We start from the raw sequence: 14,199 nt of genomic DNA, 5'->3' as shown, positions 1-14,199 counted from the left end.
CGCGCGCGGGCAGCCCCGGAGCGACGCTGGTGCCATGACCGTAGTCATCCGTCATGGCACCAGCGAGACCCGGGACGGCGGCATACACCTGCTGCACTTCGAGCTGCGGCTGCCGCACCCGGTGGTCCGCGTATGGGCCGCCGTCGCCACGCCGGAGGGCCTGCCGACCTGGCTCGCCGCCGCCGACGTCCTCGAACCGCGCATCGGCGGGGCGGTCATCCTGCACTGGCTCAACGCCGATCCGCAGGGCCGCCACACCATCGCCCAGGGCACGGTCACCGCATGGGACATAGAGCGGGTCGCCGAGTACACGGTCAGCGTCCACGGCCGGATCCGCTTCCACCTGGAGCCGTTCGGCGCGCGCGAGAGCGCGAACGGCACGGTGGTCCGCTTCACCAATGAGTTCCGCGGTACGGACGAGCTGCGTCTTGACCGCCTGGCGGGCTGGCACAACCACTTCGAGCTGCTTGCGGACGCGCTGGACGGGCACCCGATGACGGCCACGGACTGGGCGCAGTGGACGCCGGGGCGCTGGCAGGAGCTGCGCGACCAGTACGTCAGTCGGCCGTGATCGCGTCGAGCTGGGCGCGCAGATACGTGTGCGAATCGACGCCCCGGACGGCCGTGCCCGGATCGCACTCGTAGAAGTACACCAGCGAGATCAGCTCCTCGGCCGGTGCGTCCGCCGGCGGCGGCAGCACCCGGTGACGGCCCGAGCGCCAGCGGTCGCCCGTCCAGCGGGCCATCAGATCGCCGATGTTGATGGTGAATGCCTCCGGGTCGTACGGCGCGTCCTCCCAGCCGACGCCTCCGTCCGCGGGGTCCGTGAAGACCTGGAGCCCGCCCTTGCCCGCCTGACGGTCGAGGACGGTGACGGTGCCGAAGTCGGTGTGCGGGCCGATGCGGAACTGACCCGGCTGCGGTTCGCCCACCCGGTTCCGGCCCGGGTACCAGTTGACGTTGAAGCCCCAGGTCGGGTGCGTGGTGTGCCGGGTGAAGAAGTCCTCGGGCTCGCCCAGCGCGACGCCGAGGAGCTCAAGCAGCTGGTCGGAGAGGGTGCGCATACCGGCGAGGTAGGACTCCACCAGGTCCCTCAGGTGCGGCACCTCGGCGGGCCAGGTGTTGGGCAGGAACCACTCGGCATCGACCGCCGGGTCGCCGGTCGGGTCCTCCGCGGCGAAGGACAGCGACTCCTTCAGGTCCGGGGGAGTCTCGGTTCCTTCCGCGTACGCATTGGCCTCCGCGCCAGGACCCAGCCAGCCGCGCCCGCCGACCTTCACGGCGTACGGCTCCTTCTCCCGGTCCGGAAGCCGGAAGAAGTCCCGTGCCGCGTCCCGGATCTCGCCGCGCAGCCCCGGATCGACTCCGTGACCGGTGACCAGCAGGAATCCGGCGGTCCGCAGGGCCTGGTCGACACTCCCCGCGATCCGGGCGCGGGCCGCCGGATCCCCGGAGCGCCATGTGCGCAGGTCAATGGTGGGAATCCTGGGGTCAGTCACCGATGTCCTCACTCCACAGTTCGGGGTTGGCCCGGATGAAGTCACGCATCAGGCCCTTGCACCCGGCGTCGTCCAACAGCACGATCTCCACGCCGTGTTCGGCCAGCCAGTCGTGCCCTCCGCAGAAGGTCTCCGCCTCGCCGACCACCACCCGGGAGATCCCGAACTGCCGGACCAGACCACTGCAGTACCAGCAGGGTGAGAGGGTCGTCACCATCGTCGTACCCCGGTACGAGCGCTGTCTCCCGGCGGCGCGGAAGGCCGCGGTCTCCGCATGCATCGACGGATCGCCGTCCTGCACCCGCCGATTGCGCCCGCGCCCCAGCAGGGCGCCGTCCGCCCCGTACAGCGCGGCCCCGATCGGAATCCCGCCTTCGGCCAGCCCCGCTCGGGCCTCCTCGACGGCTGTCGTCAGCCAATTCGCGTACTCCACGGCGCTCACCATCCGAACGTACGTCATCGGCCGGGCCGATCGGCCCATCGGCAGGACGCCCCACTGGCTCGTGGACCGGCCGCGCGGCAGCCGCTTCCCCTCCCGCCACGCCACCTGCTTCGCCGCCCCGGCGAGCGCGTGCGTGGGCGCACAGACCAGCACCAGCGGCTCGGCGGTGAGCACCTCGGTCGCCAGGCCCGCGTGCACGGTCCGAAGGCAGACGCAGCTCCCTCAGGGCTGGTCGTCCCCGTCCTGCTTCTTCTTGTCGGTGTTCTCGTTGTGCTTCTCGTCCTTGAGGGACCGCAGGAAGTCGGGGTTGTCGTCGGGCGCGACCCAGCCGCGCGAGCCGGCCGAACTCCGCGAGCCGGGCACCGCATGGCGCTGCTTGCCCGCTACCAGCCAGACGACGGGGCCGACGATCGTGAAGATGAGGATGATCAGCACCCAGACGACCTTGGGCAGGTGCTTGACCTCTTCCTCGGGCGTGTTGAGGCAGTCGATGAAGGCGTAGATCGTCAGCGCCAGCATCAGAAGGAACGGCAGGTACCTGAGCATCGTGGAGCGGGTCCCCCCAAGTACGGCGGCAGGGGCTGGGTGCGGCCCCGGTGACAGGTCCAGGGTAGTCGGTGGCCGATACTGGGGGGCATGGCTTACGACGATCTTCGCTCCCTGCTCCGGGCGCTGGAGCGCGAGGGAGACCTCAAGCGCATCAAGGCCGAGGTCGACCCGTACCTGGAGGTCGGGGAGATCGTCGACCGCGTGAACAAGGCGGGCGGTCCGGCCCTGCTGTTCGAGAACGTGCGCGGGTCGGCGATGCCGCTCGCGATGAACGTCTTCGGCACGGACCGCCGACTCCTCAAGGCGCTCGGACTCAAGTCCTATTCGGAGATCAGCGACAAGATCGGCGGGTTGCTCAAGCCGGAGCTCCCGCACGGTTTCGTCGGCGTGCGCGAGGCGTTCGGGAAGCTCGGCACGATGGTCCACGTACCGCCGAAGAAGGTGAAGGACGCGCCGGTGCAGGAGGTCGTCCTGCGCGGCGACGACGTCGACCTGGACCAGCTGCCGGCGCTGTTCACCTGGCCCGAGGACGGCGGGTCCTTCTTCAACTTGGGCCTGACACACACCAAGCACCCGGAGACGGGGGTGCGCAACCTCGGTCTGTACCGCCTCCAGCGCCACGACCGCCGCACCATCGGCATGCACTGGCAGATCCACAAGGACAGCCGCAACCACTACCAGGTGGCCGCCAAGCGCGGCGAGCGGCTGCCGGTCGCGATCGCCTTCGGCTGCCCGCCCGCGGTGACGTACGCGTCGACCGCACCGCTGCCCGGCGACATCGACGAGTACCTCTTCGCGGGCTTCGTACAGGGCAAGCGGATCGAGATGGTCGACTGCAAGACGGTCCCGCTCCAGGTCCCCGCGCAGGCCGAGGTCGTGATCGAGGGCTGGCTGGAGCCGGGAAAGATGCTGCCGGAGGGCCCGTTCGGCGACCACACCGGCTTCTACACCCCGCAGGAGCCCTTCCCGGCGCTGACCATCGACTGTCTGACGATGCGCAAGCGCCCGCTGCTCCAGTCGATCGTGGTGGGCCGCCCGCCGACGGAGGACGGGCCGCTGGGACGCGCGACGGAGCGTTTCTTCCTGCCCCTGCTCAAGATCATCGTGCCGGACATCGTGGACTACCACCTGCCCGAGTCCGGCGGCTTCCACAACTGCGCGATCGTCTCGATCGACAAGAAGTATCCGAAGCACGCGCAGAAGGTCATGCACGCGATCTGGGGCGCGCACATGATGTCGCTGACGAAGCTGATCGTGGTGGTGGACGCGGACTGCGACGTCCACGATCTGCACGAGGTCTCGTGGCGCGCGCTCGGCAACACGGACTACGCCCGCGACCTCACGATGGTGGAGGGCCCCGTCGACCACCTCGACCACGCCTCGTACCAGCAGTTCTGGGGCGGCAAGGCGGGCATCGACGCGACGAAGAAGCTCCCCGAGGAGGGGTACGTCCGGGACGGCGGCTGGCCGAACATGGTCGAGTCCGACCCGGAGACATCCGAACGGGTGACCCGTCGCTGGAAGGAGTACGGGCTGTGAGGCGAAGGCCGACCATGGAGAACGGCAGCGCGGAGCCGGGGTTTCCCCGCCTCTGCGGGGATGAACCGGAGTACGGCCTGTGAGCGCGTCCGCCGCAGCGGTACCGGGTCCGGGCAGGACCAAGGCCTTCCTCCGGCTGGTGATGATCGAGCACTCGGTCTTCGCGCTGCCCTTCGCGTACATCGCCTCCCTCACCGCGATGTTCCAGCTCGACAGGAACATCCACTGGGGGCGGCTGCTCCTGGTGACGATCGCCATGGTCGGGCTGCGTACGTTCGCGATGGCCTGCAACCGGATCATCGACCGCGAGATCGACGCCCGTAACCCCCGTACCGCCGGGCGTGAACTCGTCACCGGCGCGGTCTCCGTGAAGTCCGCCTGGACCGGCGCGCTGATCGCGGTCGTCGTCTTCCTGGGCGCCGCGGCCGCGCTGAACCCGCTGTGTCTCGCGCTCGCCCCCATCGCGGTGATCCCGATGGTGGTCTATCCGTACGGCAAGCGGTTCACGAACTTCCCGCACGCCATCCTCGGCCTCGCCCAGGCCATGGGCCCGGTCGGCGCGTGGATCGCGATCACCGGGCAGTGGTCCTGGGACGCGGTGATCCTCGGCCTCGCGGTCGGCATCTGGATCGGCGGCTTCGACCTGATCTTCGCCTGCCAGGACGTCGATGCCGACCGCGCCCACGGTGTGCTGTCGGTGCCGGCCCGCTTCGGCGTCCCGGCGGCGCTGTACGGTGCGCGGGCCTCGCATCTTGTGACGACGGTTCTGCTGGCCTGGTACGCGCTGGCGACGGACGCGGGCGGGTTCTTCTGGACGGGCCTGGTGACCGTCGCGGCGGCGTTCCTCTACGAGCACACGATCGTGAAGCCGAACGACCTGTCCCGCCTCAACCGCGCGTTCTTGACCGTCAACGGGTTCATCGGGATTGCCCTGTTCGGGTGTGCGCTGCTGGATCTCCTGGTTCGTGGCCTGACCGTGTAGCCACGGCGCGGCACACCGTCGCCGGCCGACCCGAACGCCTGACGTATCGCTCCACAGGCCGCCGGATAGGCTCACCGGTGTGGAGCCAGGAAGAGTGAAGAGCCGCCGCCCCTGGATCGTCGGGGTCTCCGGCGCGTCCGGGACGCCGTACGCCGCCGCCGTGCTGCGTGGGCTGCTTGCCGCGGGCGAGAGCGTGGACCTGGTGGTCAGCCGTGCCTCGCGGCTGACGCTGCTCGACGAGACGGGGATCGCCTTCCGCGACGCGCACTGGCGCGAGGATCTGCGGGAGTGGCTGGCGCGAGGGGCCGACGGAAAGCCGGGTACCTTCCGGGTGGACATCGACGATGTACGGCACTGGGCCGCCGGGGACCTGGCCGCCGGGCCTTCGTCAGGTTCGTATCCGGTCAAGGGAATGCTGATCGTCCCGGCGTCCACGGCCTGTGTGGCCGGGGTCGCGCTCGGACTCTCGAAGGATCTGCTGCAGCGGGCCGCGAGCGTCACGCTCAAGGAACGGCGGAAGCTTGTGGTCGCGATCCGGGAGACGCCCTTGAACGGGCAGACCCTCAAGCATCTGGTGACGCTGGACGAGGCGGGCGCCGTGGTGCTGCCCGCCTCTCCGGCGTTCTATGCGGGAGCGACGCACATCCAGGATCTGGTGGACTTCGTCGCGGGGCGGGTGCTGGATGCGGCAGGTGTGCCGCATCAGCTGTACCGCCGTTGGGAGGGAGAGCTCGGTGGCTCTCGTACGGATTAGCCGGGTCAGCGCTTCTTGGCGCGGCGTGCGTTACGGGTCTTGTCGACGCGGTGCGCGGCAGCCGGCTGGTGGGCACGCGAGCGGTTGGCCAGCTCCTGCAGCTCTCGCATGTGGGCGTAGGCCATCTCGATCGTGTACACGGTGAGTGTCATCTCCTGAAAGATCGTCTTTGATCGTTTGAAAGATTCGCAGGGTGCTTGCCCTGCATGCCTTAGATTCTATACGTAGACTTGCGAGATTGCTAAACAATGGAAGGGTCCAGGCATATGGACACGGTGGACAGGCAGCTCATCCAGGCCCTCAGAGAGAACGGCAGGGCCTCGTACGCCGAGCTCGGCCGGCTCGTCGGGCTCTCCGGGCCCTCCGTCACCGATCGCATCAACCGCCTCGAGGCGGCAGGCGTCATCACCGGCTACCGCGCCACCGTCGACGCCGCCTCGCTCGGCCTCGGCGTCACCGCCCTGATCGGCATCTCGCTCTCCGACGCCGCCGACCACGAGGACGTGGCGCGCCGGCTGAAGGACCTCGCCGAGATCGAGGACTGCTGGTTCATCGCGGGAGACGACTCGTACATGCTCAAGGTGCGGGCGAGCGACGTGGACGGTCTGGAGAAGACGATCCGCCGGCTGTCCGGGACCAGGGGTGTGTCCCGTACGCGTACCACCATCGTGCTCTCCACCAAGTGGGAGAACCGGGTCGGAGATCTGCCCGAGGAGAGCTAGGGATACGGTGGGCGGAGCCTGTTACGAGACACATGGGAGGCGGCCGTCTATGGACGCGGGACTCAAGCGCGAGCTGGAGGAGAAGGTCCGGGCCGGGGAGAGGCTGACCCGTGAGGACGGCATCGCCCTCTACGAGTCGGACGACCTCGCGTGGCTCGGCGGCCTCGCGCACGAGGTGCGTACGCGCAAGAACGGTGACGTCGTCCACTTCAACGTCAACCGACACCTCAACATGACGAATGTGTGCACAGCGTCGTGCGCGTACTGCTCGTTCCAGCGCAAGCCGGGCGAGAAGGACGCGTACACCATGCGCATCGAGGAGGCCGTCCGCCTCGCCAAGTCGATGGAGGGCGAGAACCTCACCGAGCTGCACATCGTCAACGGGCTCCACCCCAACCTGCCGTGGCGCTACTACCCGCGCTCCCTCAGCGAGCTGAAGAAGGCCCTGCCGAACGTCTCCCTGAAGGCCTTCACCGCCACCGAGATCCACCACTTCGAGACCATCTCCGGCCTGTCCGCGTCCGAGATCCTCGACGAGCTGATCGAGGCCGGTCTGGAGTCGCTGACCGGCGGCGGCGCCGAGATCTTCGACTGGGAGGTCCGGCAGCACATCGTCGACCACCGCACCCACTGGGAGGACTGGTCGCGCATCCACCGGCTCGCGCACGAGAAGGGTCTCAAGACCCCGTGCACGATGCTGTACGGGCACATCGAGGAGCCCCGCCACCGCGTCGACCATGTGCTGCGGCTGCGTGAGCTGCAGGACGAGACCGGCGGCTTCCAGGTCTTCATCCCGCTGCGCTACCAGCACGACTTCGTCGACATGCAGGACGGCAAGGTCCGCAACCGCCTGCAGGCCCGTACGACCATGGCGACCGGAGCGGAAGCGCTGAAGACCTTCGCGGTCTCGCGTCTCCTCTTCGACAACGTCCAGCACGTCAAGGTCTTCTGGGTGATGCACGGTGTGCAGACCGCCCAACTGGCCCTGCAGCACGGCGCGGACGACATGGACGGCTCGGTCGTCGAGTACAAGATCACGCACGACGCGGACAACTACGGCACGCCGAACAAGCTGACCCGCGACGATCTCCTCGACCTGATCCGCGACGCGGGCTTCCGCCCGGTCGAGCGGAACACCCGCTACGAGATCATCCGCGAGTACCCGGGCCCGGACGCCGACCGCCGTGAGTCGCCGCAGCCGATGCGGGTCTGACGCGGGACTGAGGCCCCGCCCCGGGCACGGACGTTTCCGAATTCGCCCGGGGGCGCGGCCATTCGGGGGATTCTGACCACACAGCAGTTTGCCCAGAGTCAAGTCTTCCAGGTTGCTGGCATCTTGATGGCCACTCAGCCTCAGCTTTCTGGAAGGCATGGTCATGCAAGCATCCCCCACCAGCGGCACCACGCTCCCACCGCAGCAATCGGAATTCGACAGACAGTCGCCGGCGAAGACGGTTCATGAAATTCGCTCCGGCGTCGCATGGTGGATGTGGGTCCTGGCGGGAGCGCTGTTTCTCCTTTACACGGCGCTGTCCCTGCGTATCCATCAGCGGATGCTCTCCAACAGCTACGACCTGGGAATCTTCGAGCAGGTCGTCCAGTCCTACGCACACGGGCACCTGCCCGTCTCTGAACTGAAGGGTCCGGACTTTCCCGTCCTGGGGGACCACTTCTCACCCATTCTGGCCCTGGTGGCACCGCTCTACTGGCTGTGGCCGTCGCCGAACGCCCTGCTCGTGACGCAGGCGGCGCTGATCGCCGTCAGCGTGCTGCCCCTGACCGTCTGGGCAAACCGAACCCTGGGCTCCTTGGCCGCCGCGGTCATCGGTGCCGGCTACGGCCTTTCCTGGGGTATCGCGAGTGCGGTCGGCTTCGACTTCCATGAAGTGGCCTTCGCTGTCCCCCTCCTCGCCTTTTCACTGACGGCTCTCGGGAACGACCGGCTGCGCGCCGCGGCGTATTGGGCTCTTCCCCTGCTGCTGGTGAAGGAAGACCTCGGGCTCACGGTGGCCGTGATCGGTCTCGTCATCGCCCGGCGCGGCGACCGCAGGCTCGGGATCTTCACCGCGTCGGCCGGTCTGGCCGGGATCGTACTGGCGCTGCTGGTGGTTCTGCCGGCTGTCAATCCGAGTGGGTCCTTCGCCTATTGGTTCTACCTGGACAGCCCGGGAGGAAGTGAAGGCGGACCGGGAGATCTGCTCTACAAGTACACGATCGGTCTCATCACCCCCGAGCCCAAGATGTCGACTCTTGTGCTCGTCCTGGCTCCGACCCTGTTCCTGGCTCTGCGATCCCCGCTGCTGTGGATCGCACTGCCAACCCTGCTCTGGCGGGGTGCCTCGGGCAACGCATTTCACTGGGGCACCGAGTTCCACTATTCGCTGGTGCTGATGCCGATCGTCTTCGCGGCTTTCATCGACGCTCTGGTCCGACGGCGCTCCAGTGCGAGCAGTCTGCGCCGCTGTCTCGCGGGCTCTGCCGCGATCACCGTCCTGCTGCTTCCGCAGTTTCCGCTGTGGCAGCTGGTCCAGCCGGCCACCTGGCGGACCGATCCCCGCATCCCTGTCGCCCACCGTCTGATGGATCAGATCCCTGACGGCGCCACGGTCCAGGCGTCCAACCAGCTGGCGCCCCAGCTCACCAGCCGCACGAGCGTCAGCATGTTCGGCTGGCTCGCAAGCCGCCCCTCTCCTCAGTGGATCATGGTGGACACACGGGTGCCGGCGGATCGGCGATGGCCGCTGACGGTCGCACAGGAGAAATTCAAACTGGACGGCGCCCGCCGCAAGGGGTACCGCACCGTGGCTGACCAGGATGGCTTCGTCCTGCTCAAGAGCCCGGACGGACTCGGCGTCCCAGGGAGCGGGCACGATGTGAACGGCTTTCCGCCTAATAGATAATCTCCACCATGTCCCTTGATTTCGAGCTGGATCCGCCGGTCGACCGCGCCCTGCGGGACGGGATCCTCGCGCTCTGGGCCGACGTGTCCAACGCCGACGGCGCGGTCGGCTTCGTGCCCCCGGTCGACCGCGAGGCCGTACGGCCCGAGCTTGTGAAGCATCTGGCCTCGATGGCCGAGGGCCGCACCCGGCTGCTCGTGGGATACGACGAGGAGGGGGCGGTCGCCGCCACCGCCTTTTTCACGCACAACACGCACCGGCTGATGCTGCATTGGGTCTGGCTGTACACGGTCATGGTCCACCCGCGCCACCAGGGCATGGGCCATGGCCGCGATCTGATGGCCGCGGCCGCCGACGCGGCCCGCGGCTTCGAGGGCATCGAGGCGATACGGCTCACCTGCCGCGGCGGCACCGGCGTCGACCGCTTCTACGGGGCCTGCGGCTACAAGGAGGTCGGGCGGGTGCCTGGCGCGATCCGGGTGGCCGACGGTGACGACCGCGACGACATCACGATGCTGCTCCCGCTGCTCTGATGCCCGCTTGGAGGGGGCACTGCCGACCGTGCTTCACTGGTTGGGCACGACCTGTCGTACGAAGAGAGAAGGCCCGCCGTGTCCGCTGCCAGGACGAGCGCCGCGATCCGGTATACCGCCATGCGCTTCGCCATCTTTATCGGCTGCCTCGTCGTCGTGGGCGGCCTTGTCCAGTTCGGCGTACTGCCCAAGGGGCTTGGCGACTCGAACTTCGTCTGGGTCGTCCTGCTCGCTCTCGTCCTGTCCGCGCCGCTCAGCTTCGTACTACTGGGCAAGCAGCGTGACGCGATGTCCGAGCAGCTCGTCGGCAAGGTCGACAAGGCCAAGGCCCGCCTCGATGCGAACCGTACGCAGGAGGACGGCGCCGTCCAGTAGCCGCCGCGCCGCGGTTGTCAGCGTTTCTTCGAGCCCGTACGCGCTCGCCTGGCCGCCCTGGATCTGGTGGCCGGCTCGGGAATCGCCGCAAGCCGCTGTGCCGCGAATGTGCGGTTGGCTCGTGTCTGCTCGCGATGGGCGTCGGGCACGTCGGGCATCGCCAGAAGACGGTCGCACGCCTGGAGCGAGCCGGTGAAGTCGCCCACCCAGTAGGCCGTGATCGAGAACTCGAACAGCAGACCCCAGCGATACACCCATGGCTGGACGAAGAGCAGGTCCTCCGGCTGCCTCTGGCCGAGCCCGGCGCGGACGATCGAGTGCGCGAGACGGTAGCGGCCCAGTTTGCGCAGCCGCGCGGCCAGTTCGTAACACGCTTCGAGCCGCTGCGGACGCGACTCCCAGGCGCGTGAGAAGGCGTCCATGGCTCCGGGCCAGTCGTCGGTCTTGGCTTTGAGGATCCCGACCTGCAACAGCGCGTAGTACACCTCTTCGGGCCAGCCCCCCATCTCCGCGCGGCGCTCGTACAGAGTGATCGCCTCGTCGTCGTCGCCCATGTCGCGCATGGTCTGCGCCAGATAGAAGACCGTGCGTGAATTGGCGGGGTCGCGCTCGAGCTCGGCGCCCAGCAGGCGCGCGTCGCGCTCGAACTTGTCGTGCCGTGAGCCCCCGTCCGCGAAGTCCTCGATGACGAGCGCGTCGAGATTCCTCTGGCTGTGCTGCTGGTCGGCGGTGAGGTACTCGTGGGTGACGCCCTCGTAGCGCCAGGCGATGTCGCCGCGGACCAGGCGCTTGATTCGGTATTCGGTCGCGCCCTCGTGCCGGAGCATGTAGGAATCGGCTGTCAGACGGGGCAGGGGGCCGTCCCGCCGGATCACGAGGTCGGCGTCGAGGAGGAGCAGAAAGTCGGCTTTGCCGCGGGCGTGCTGGATGTTCAGGGTCCGGTTGTGGCCGAAGTTGACCCAGGGCTCCTCGTGAAGCTCGCCCGGGATGCCATCCAGTGCCGTACGGATCAGCTGCTGGGTTCCGTCGGTCGAGCCGGTGTCCGAGATGACCCAGGTGCTCACCAGGTCACGGACGGAGGCGAGGCATCGCTCGATGACTTTTGCCTCGTTCTTGACGATCATGCAGAGGCAGATGGACGGCTTCATGGCATCACCATTCCCGGCGGGTCGGACCGGGCGACCTTATGCACTGGGCCTGCGAGCCCGGTGACGGCACGCCGACCGCGGTTCCGGGTTCGCTGTCGCGCATGCGCCCATTGGAGTTCCCCTAATACGCCATCCTGTTGATAGCTTCGCGAGGCTCTTAAGGCATTGCGTCTGTGAACCGATGATTTCGAGGGAAGCTCGAACCCGCTTCCGGTGCATCATCCGATCCGGTTCCAAGATCCGGTTCCAAAAGGAGCAGTGAATGAATCCTGAGAACAGGAGCAGGTCCTCCCTGGGTCCGCTTCCGAGACGCAGTGCCTGGCTGACCGGCGGCACCATCGCTTCGATGGTCCTCGTGCTTGCGGGGATCGCGAGCCCCGCGGTTGGCGTAGCGAACAGTCCCATGGCGCCTGGCACCGTGAGTGCGGCAGGCCCGTCGGCTGGGGACGACGACTACTGCGAGATCACGGTGGAGGACGGGAGGGCCGTACTGTCCGGCGGCGACGATTGCGGGAAGGACAAGGGCAAGGGGAAGACGGGCGCGACGGGTGCCACGGGCGCTACCGGTGCCACGGGTGCCACGGGTGCCACCGGCGCTACGGGTGCCACCGGCGCTACGGGTGCCACGGGTGCGACCGGTGCCACCGGCCCTGGGTCGTGCAACGACGTCGACACCTACAACCCCCTCGTGCTCGATGCGGTTTCCCTCCACCAGATCAGCGGCGCGCTCTTCGATCCGGACGGCCCGGGCACGGGCACTGTCGAGGCGCACGCGGGCGTCCGGACGGTCCCCGGCGGCACCTACGCCTGGACGGAAATCAGCGACAACACGGCCTTCCCGCTGGACGCCTGTTCCATCTCGGCGTCCAGTAACAACCTGTCGTCTATCCTCCCGGATGGCATCTCGTTCCAGGTGCTGACCACGGCCGGGGTCGTGTGGGAGACCGAGTGCACCCTGAACCCCTTTGTTCCTGAGGATCCCGGGCCGCCTATTATTCCTGCGGTGGCCCCGACCCTTACGTGCGAGAACCCTTGGACAGAGGTAACGGACCAGCCGACGGCGCCGTAGCCTGCTCCAGGCGCTCGACTCGGCCAGTGGTTCTGGTCAGGTTGCAGCCCTGACCTGGTCTGGATCGTGGCGCGGCCCCCCTTTCATGCTGGAAGGGGGGCCGTTCCGCGTTTTTGGGCTCCTGTTGGGGGTCGTAGGCTTACCGCGAGGTAAGGATGTGTGGGGCGGGAGGATGTCTGACATGGGTGCTGTGAAGGGCATCAGGAGCAAACGCATGCCGCGCGCCGTGCGCGAGCGGCAGATGATGGACGCCGCCGTGCAGACCTTCGGGCAACGCGGCTACCGCGCGGCCTCGATGGACGAGATCGCAGAACTGGCCGGGGTCTCCAAACCGTTGGTCTATCTGTACCTGAGCTCCAAGGAAGAGCTCTTCACGGCGTGCATCCGGCGCGAGTCCGAGGCGCTGATCGCGGCCGTGCAGGCAGGGGCCGAGCCGGGGCTGCCGGCTGACCGGCAACTGTGGGCGGGCCTCGGGGCGTTCTTCACGCACACCGCCGAGAACCCCGATGGCTGGTCGGTGCTGCACCGGCAGGCGCGGACGCACGGGGAGCCGTTCGCCGCGGAGGTGGCGGTGATGCGGGACGAGATCGTGGCGTTCGTGACCGGTCTGATCGGGGCCGCGGCTCGCGAGGCCCACCAGGGCCCCGAGCTGGCCGACCGCGATCTGGCGGGGCTCGCACAGGCGTTGGTCGGTGCGGCGGAGTCGCTCGCGGGGTGGGCGAACGAGACCGGGGGCGTCTCGGCGAAGGAAGCGGCGGGGACGCTCATGAACTTCGCCTGGATGGGGCTGGGCGACCTGATGAAGGGTGAGCGCTGGTCTCCCCGGTGAGGTGGACGCGGTCGCCGCTGCGGAGTTGGAAGGCAGTGCCGTCGGTTGCGTAGGTCACGGTCGTGGGGAGCGGTACAGGGGCCTTGAACTCCGCTCGTACGCAGGCTGCTTGACCCGTGTCCGCCTCGGCCAGACAGCGGGCGAGCGTCCACATGCCGTGGGCGATCGCGCGCGGGAAGCCGAACAGCCTCGCGGTCAGCGGGTGCAGATGGATGGGGTTGCGGTCGCCCGAGGCCGCGCCGTAGCGGCGCCCGACGCCGGCGGGGAGCTGCCACTCGGCGACCGCGGGGAGGGGGAGATCAGGGGTGCTCTCGCGAGGGTCGTCGGGAGGACCGGATTGCATGGTTCTGTGACGGGCCAGATAGGCGCTGCGGGATTCCCACACCGGCTTCCTGTCCAGCCTTGCCTCCGTCACCATCGTGACTTCCGTGCCGCGGCGATGGGGCCTCAACTCATCTGCGTACACGGTGAGTTCAAGAGAATCCTCGGGACGCAGGGCGCGGTGCTGGGTGATCTCGATACGAGTGTGGACCAGGCCGAGGAGAGGGAGCGGGAAGCTGCGGTCCGCCATCAGCCGCATCGCGAGCGGGAATCCGAGGATGTGCGGATACGGGAGGGGCAGCGGGTCCGCCTGCTGGAAGCCGCAGATATGTGCGTACGCGGCGAGGCGGACCGGGGCGATCCGTACGCCCGGCTCCACCAGCCGGGTCCCGGGGAGCCGGGCCCCCGCATGGATGTTCCGCTTCAGCGGCGACGTCAGCGCGCCTCGCGCCAGGGTGAGCGCGAGGGGCACTGTCCTGCTCCCAGCAGCCTCTGCCCGTCGACGCGTACGACCTGGTCGGTCGGTCATTGTCCTGA

17 protein-coding genes are annotated in these 14,199 nt (G+C 68.3%); 11 read left to right on the top strand and 6 right to left on the bottom strand.

Annotation, left to right across the window (positions count from 1 at the left end; all coding sequences use genetic code 11):
• Positions 1–34: 34 nt before the first annotated feature.
• Positions 35–571: an SRPBCC domain-containing protein gene (locus QFZ67_RS16145; protein WP_307661791.1), complete on the top strand. Its 537-nt coding sequence runs from the start codon at positions 35–37 to the stop codon at positions 569–571.
• Here QFZ67_RS16145 and QFZ67_RS16140 read toward each other — a convergent pair.
• The 3 genes from QFZ67_RS16140 to QFZ67_RS16130 all read right to left on the bottom strand — a co-directional run bounded on the left by QFZ67_RS16140 (position 558) and on the right by QFZ67_RS16130 (position 2,487).
• Positions 558–1,499 (bottom strand): isopenicillin N synthase family oxygenase, encoded by a 942-nt coding sequence (locus QFZ67_RS16140; RefSeq protein ID WP_307661790.1) that lies wholly within the window; start codon positions 1,497–1,499, stop codon positions 558–560. The two genes, QFZ67_RS16145 and QFZ67_RS16140, sit on opposite strands and share 14 nt — an antisense overlap.
• Complete coding sequence (locus QFZ67_RS16135; protein WP_307665864.1) at positions 1,492–1,944, bottom strand: nucleoside deaminase; 453 nt, start codon at positions 1,942–1,944, stop codon at positions 1,492–1,494. The genes QFZ67_RS16140 and QFZ67_RS16135 overlap by 8 nt, the downstream gene beginning before the upstream one ends.
• A gap of 219 nt (positions 1,945–2,163) precedes the next feature.
• Entirely contained in the window at positions 2,164–2,487 is a 324-nt protein-coding gene (locus tag QFZ67_RS16130; RefSeq protein ID WP_307661789.1) for a PLD nuclease N-terminal domain-containing protein, read from the bottom strand.
• 90 nt (positions 2,488–2,577) lie between these two features.
• Between QFZ67_RS16130 and QFZ67_RS16125 the strand changes: the two genes are divergently transcribed.
• The 3 genes from QFZ67_RS16125 (at position 2,578) to QFZ67_RS16115 (ending at position 5,765) form a co-directional block, all read left to right on the top strand.
• On the top strand, positions 2,578–4,029 hold the full coding sequence (locus QFZ67_RS16125; protein ID WP_307661788.1) for a menaquinone biosynthesis decarboxylase: 1,452 nt from the start codon (positions 2,578–2,580) through the stop codon (positions 4,027–4,029).
• A gap of 79 nt (positions 4,030–4,108) precedes the next feature.
• Complete coding sequence (gene mqnP / locus QFZ67_RS16120) at positions 4,109–5,011, top strand: menaquinone biosynthesis prenyltransferase MqnP (RefSeq protein WP_307661787.1); 903 nt, start codon at positions 4,109–4,111, stop codon at positions 5,009–5,011.
• 94 nt (positions 5,012–5,105) lie between these two features.
• The gene (locus QFZ67_RS16115) at positions 5,106–5,765 is read left to right on the top strand and encodes a UbiX family flavin prenyltransferase (RefSeq protein WP_307665863.1); all 660 of its coding nucleotides are present in this window, start codon (positions 5,106–5,108) and stop codon (positions 5,763–5,765) included.
• 5 nt (positions 5,766–5,770) lie between these two features.
• On the opposite strand, the gene QFZ67_RS16110 is transcribed toward QFZ67_RS16115, so the two are convergent.
• Complete coding sequence (locus QFZ67_RS16110) at positions 5,771–5,917, bottom strand: hypothetical protein (RefSeq protein WP_307661786.1); 147 nt, start codon at positions 5,915–5,917, stop codon at positions 5,771–5,773.
• Between the two features lie 114 nt (positions 5,918–6,031).
• Between QFZ67_RS16110 and QFZ67_RS16105 the strand changes: the two genes are divergently transcribed.
• From QFZ67_RS16105 to QFZ67_RS16085, 5 genes are all read left to right on the top strand, one after another.
• Positions 6,032–6,487 carry an Lrp/AsnC family transcriptional regulator gene (locus QFZ67_RS16105; protein WP_307661785.1) on the top strand — a complete coding sequence of 152 codons (456 nt, stop codon included), beginning with the start codon at positions 6,032–6,034 and terminating at the stop codon, positions 6,485–6,487.
• A 49-nt stretch (positions 6,488–6,536) separates the two neighbouring features.
• Positions 6,537–7,700, top strand: a complete 1,164-nt coding sequence (gene mqnE / locus QFZ67_RS16100; RefSeq protein WP_307661784.1) for an aminofutalosine synthase MqnE — start codon at positions 6,537–6,539, stop codon at positions 7,698–7,700.
• Between the two features lie 163 nt (positions 7,701–7,863).
• Positions 7,864–9,387 carry a DUF2079 domain-containing protein gene (locus QFZ67_RS16095; protein ID WP_307661783.1) on the top strand — a complete coding sequence of 508 codons (1,524 nt, stop codon included), beginning with the start codon at positions 7,864–7,866 and terminating at the stop codon, positions 9,385–9,387.
• An 8-nt stretch (positions 9,388–9,395) separates the two neighbouring features.
• A complete protein-coding gene (locus QFZ67_RS16090; RefSeq protein WP_307661782.1) occupies positions 9,396–9,920 on the top strand; it encodes a GNAT family N-acetyltransferase in 525 nt (174 codons plus the stop codon).
• A 78-nt stretch (positions 9,921–9,998) separates the two neighbouring features.
• Positions 9,999–10,295 carry a DUF4229 domain-containing protein gene (locus tag QFZ67_RS16085; protein ID WP_307661781.1) on the top strand — a complete coding sequence of 99 codons (297 nt, stop codon included), beginning with the start codon at positions 9,999–10,001 and terminating at the stop codon, positions 10,293–10,295.
• 17 nt (positions 10,296–10,312) lie between these two features.
• On the opposite strand, the gene QFZ67_RS16080 is transcribed toward QFZ67_RS16085, so the two are convergent.
• On the bottom strand, positions 10,313–11,443 hold the full coding sequence (locus QFZ67_RS16080) for a glycosyltransferase (RefSeq protein ID WP_307661780.1): 1,131 nt from the start codon (positions 11,441–11,443) through the stop codon (positions 10,313–10,315).
• Between the two features lie 403 nt (positions 11,444–11,846).
• On the opposite strand from QFZ67_RS16080, the gene QFZ67_RS16075 reads away from it, so the two are divergent.
• Entirely contained in the window at positions 11,847–12,512 is a 666-nt protein-coding gene (locus QFZ67_RS16075) for a hypothetical protein (protein ID WP_307661779.1), read from the top strand.
• 181 nt (positions 12,513–12,693) lie between these two features.
• Positions 12,694–13,341, top strand: a complete 648-nt coding sequence (locus tag QFZ67_RS16070) for a TetR/AcrR family transcriptional regulator (protein WP_307661778.1) — start codon at positions 12,694–12,696, stop codon at positions 13,339–13,341.
• On the opposite strand, the gene QFZ67_RS16065 is transcribed toward QFZ67_RS16070, so the two are convergent.
• Entirely contained in the window at positions 13,277–14,134 is an 858-nt protein-coding gene (locus QFZ67_RS16065; RefSeq protein WP_307661777.1) for a MaoC/PaaZ C-terminal domain-containing protein, read from the bottom strand. The two genes, QFZ67_RS16070 and QFZ67_RS16065, sit on opposite strands and share 65 nt — an antisense overlap.
• Positions 14,135–14,199: the final 65 nt, after the last annotated feature.

Source organism: Streptomyces sp. V1I1, from assembly GCF_030817355.1.
Taxonomy (GTDB): Bacteria; Actinomycetota; Actinomycetes; order Streptomycetales; family Streptomycetaceae; genus Streptomyces.
The sequence above is the reverse complement of the archived record's forward strand: the minus strand, read 5'-3'. Positions and strand labels throughout refer to the sequence as shown.

Bases quoted from the DNA above. Each gene is read 5' to 3' on its own strand.
- QFZ67_RS16080 (WP_307661780.1), bottom strand. From the start codon at position 11,443: ATGAAGCCGTCCATCTGCCTCTGCATGATCGTCAAGAACGAGGCAAAA.
- QFZ67_RS16135 (WP_307665864.1), bottom strand. From the start codon at position 1,944: ATGGTGAGCGCCGTGGAGTACGCGAATTGGCTGACGACAGCCGTCGAG.
- QFZ67_RS16090 (WP_307661782.1), top strand. From the start codon at position 9,396: ATGTCCCTTGATTTCGAGCTGGATCCGCCGGTCGACCGCGCCCTGCGG.
- QFZ67_RS16125 (WP_307661788.1), top strand. From the start codon at position 2,578: ATGGCTTACGACGATCTTCGCTCCCTGCTCCGGGCGCTGGAGCGCGAG.
- mqnE (WP_307661784.1), top strand. From the start codon at position 6,537: ATGGACGCGGGACTCAAGCGCGAGCTGGAGGAGAAGGTCCGGGCCGGG.
- QFZ67_RS16130 (WP_307661789.1), bottom strand. From the start codon at position 2,487: ATGCTCAGGTACCTGCCGTTCCTTCTGATGCTGGCGCTGACGATCTAC.
- QFZ67_RS16095 (WP_307661783.1), top strand. From the start codon at position 7,864: ATGCAAGCATCCCCCACCAGCGGCACCACGCTCCCACCGCAGCAATCG.
- QFZ67_RS16070 (WP_307661778.1), top strand. From the start codon at position 12,694: ATGGGTGCTGTGAAGGGCATCAGGAGCAAACGCATGCCGCGCGCCGTG.
- QFZ67_RS16105 (WP_307661785.1), top strand. From the start codon at position 6,032: ATGGACACGGTGGACAGGCAGCTCATCCAGGCCCTCAGAGAGAACGGC.
- QFZ67_RS16110 (WP_307661786.1), bottom strand. From the start codon at position 5,917: ATGACACTCACCGTGTACACGATCGAGATGGCCTACGCCCACATGCGA.
- QFZ67_RS16075 (WP_307661779.1), top strand. From the start codon at position 11,847: ATGGCGCCTGGCACCGTGAGTGCGGCAGGCCCGTCGGCTGGGGACGAC.
- QFZ67_RS16145 (WP_307661791.1), top strand. From the start codon at position 35: ATGACCGTAGTCATCCGTCATGGCACCAGCGAGACCCGGGACGGCGGC.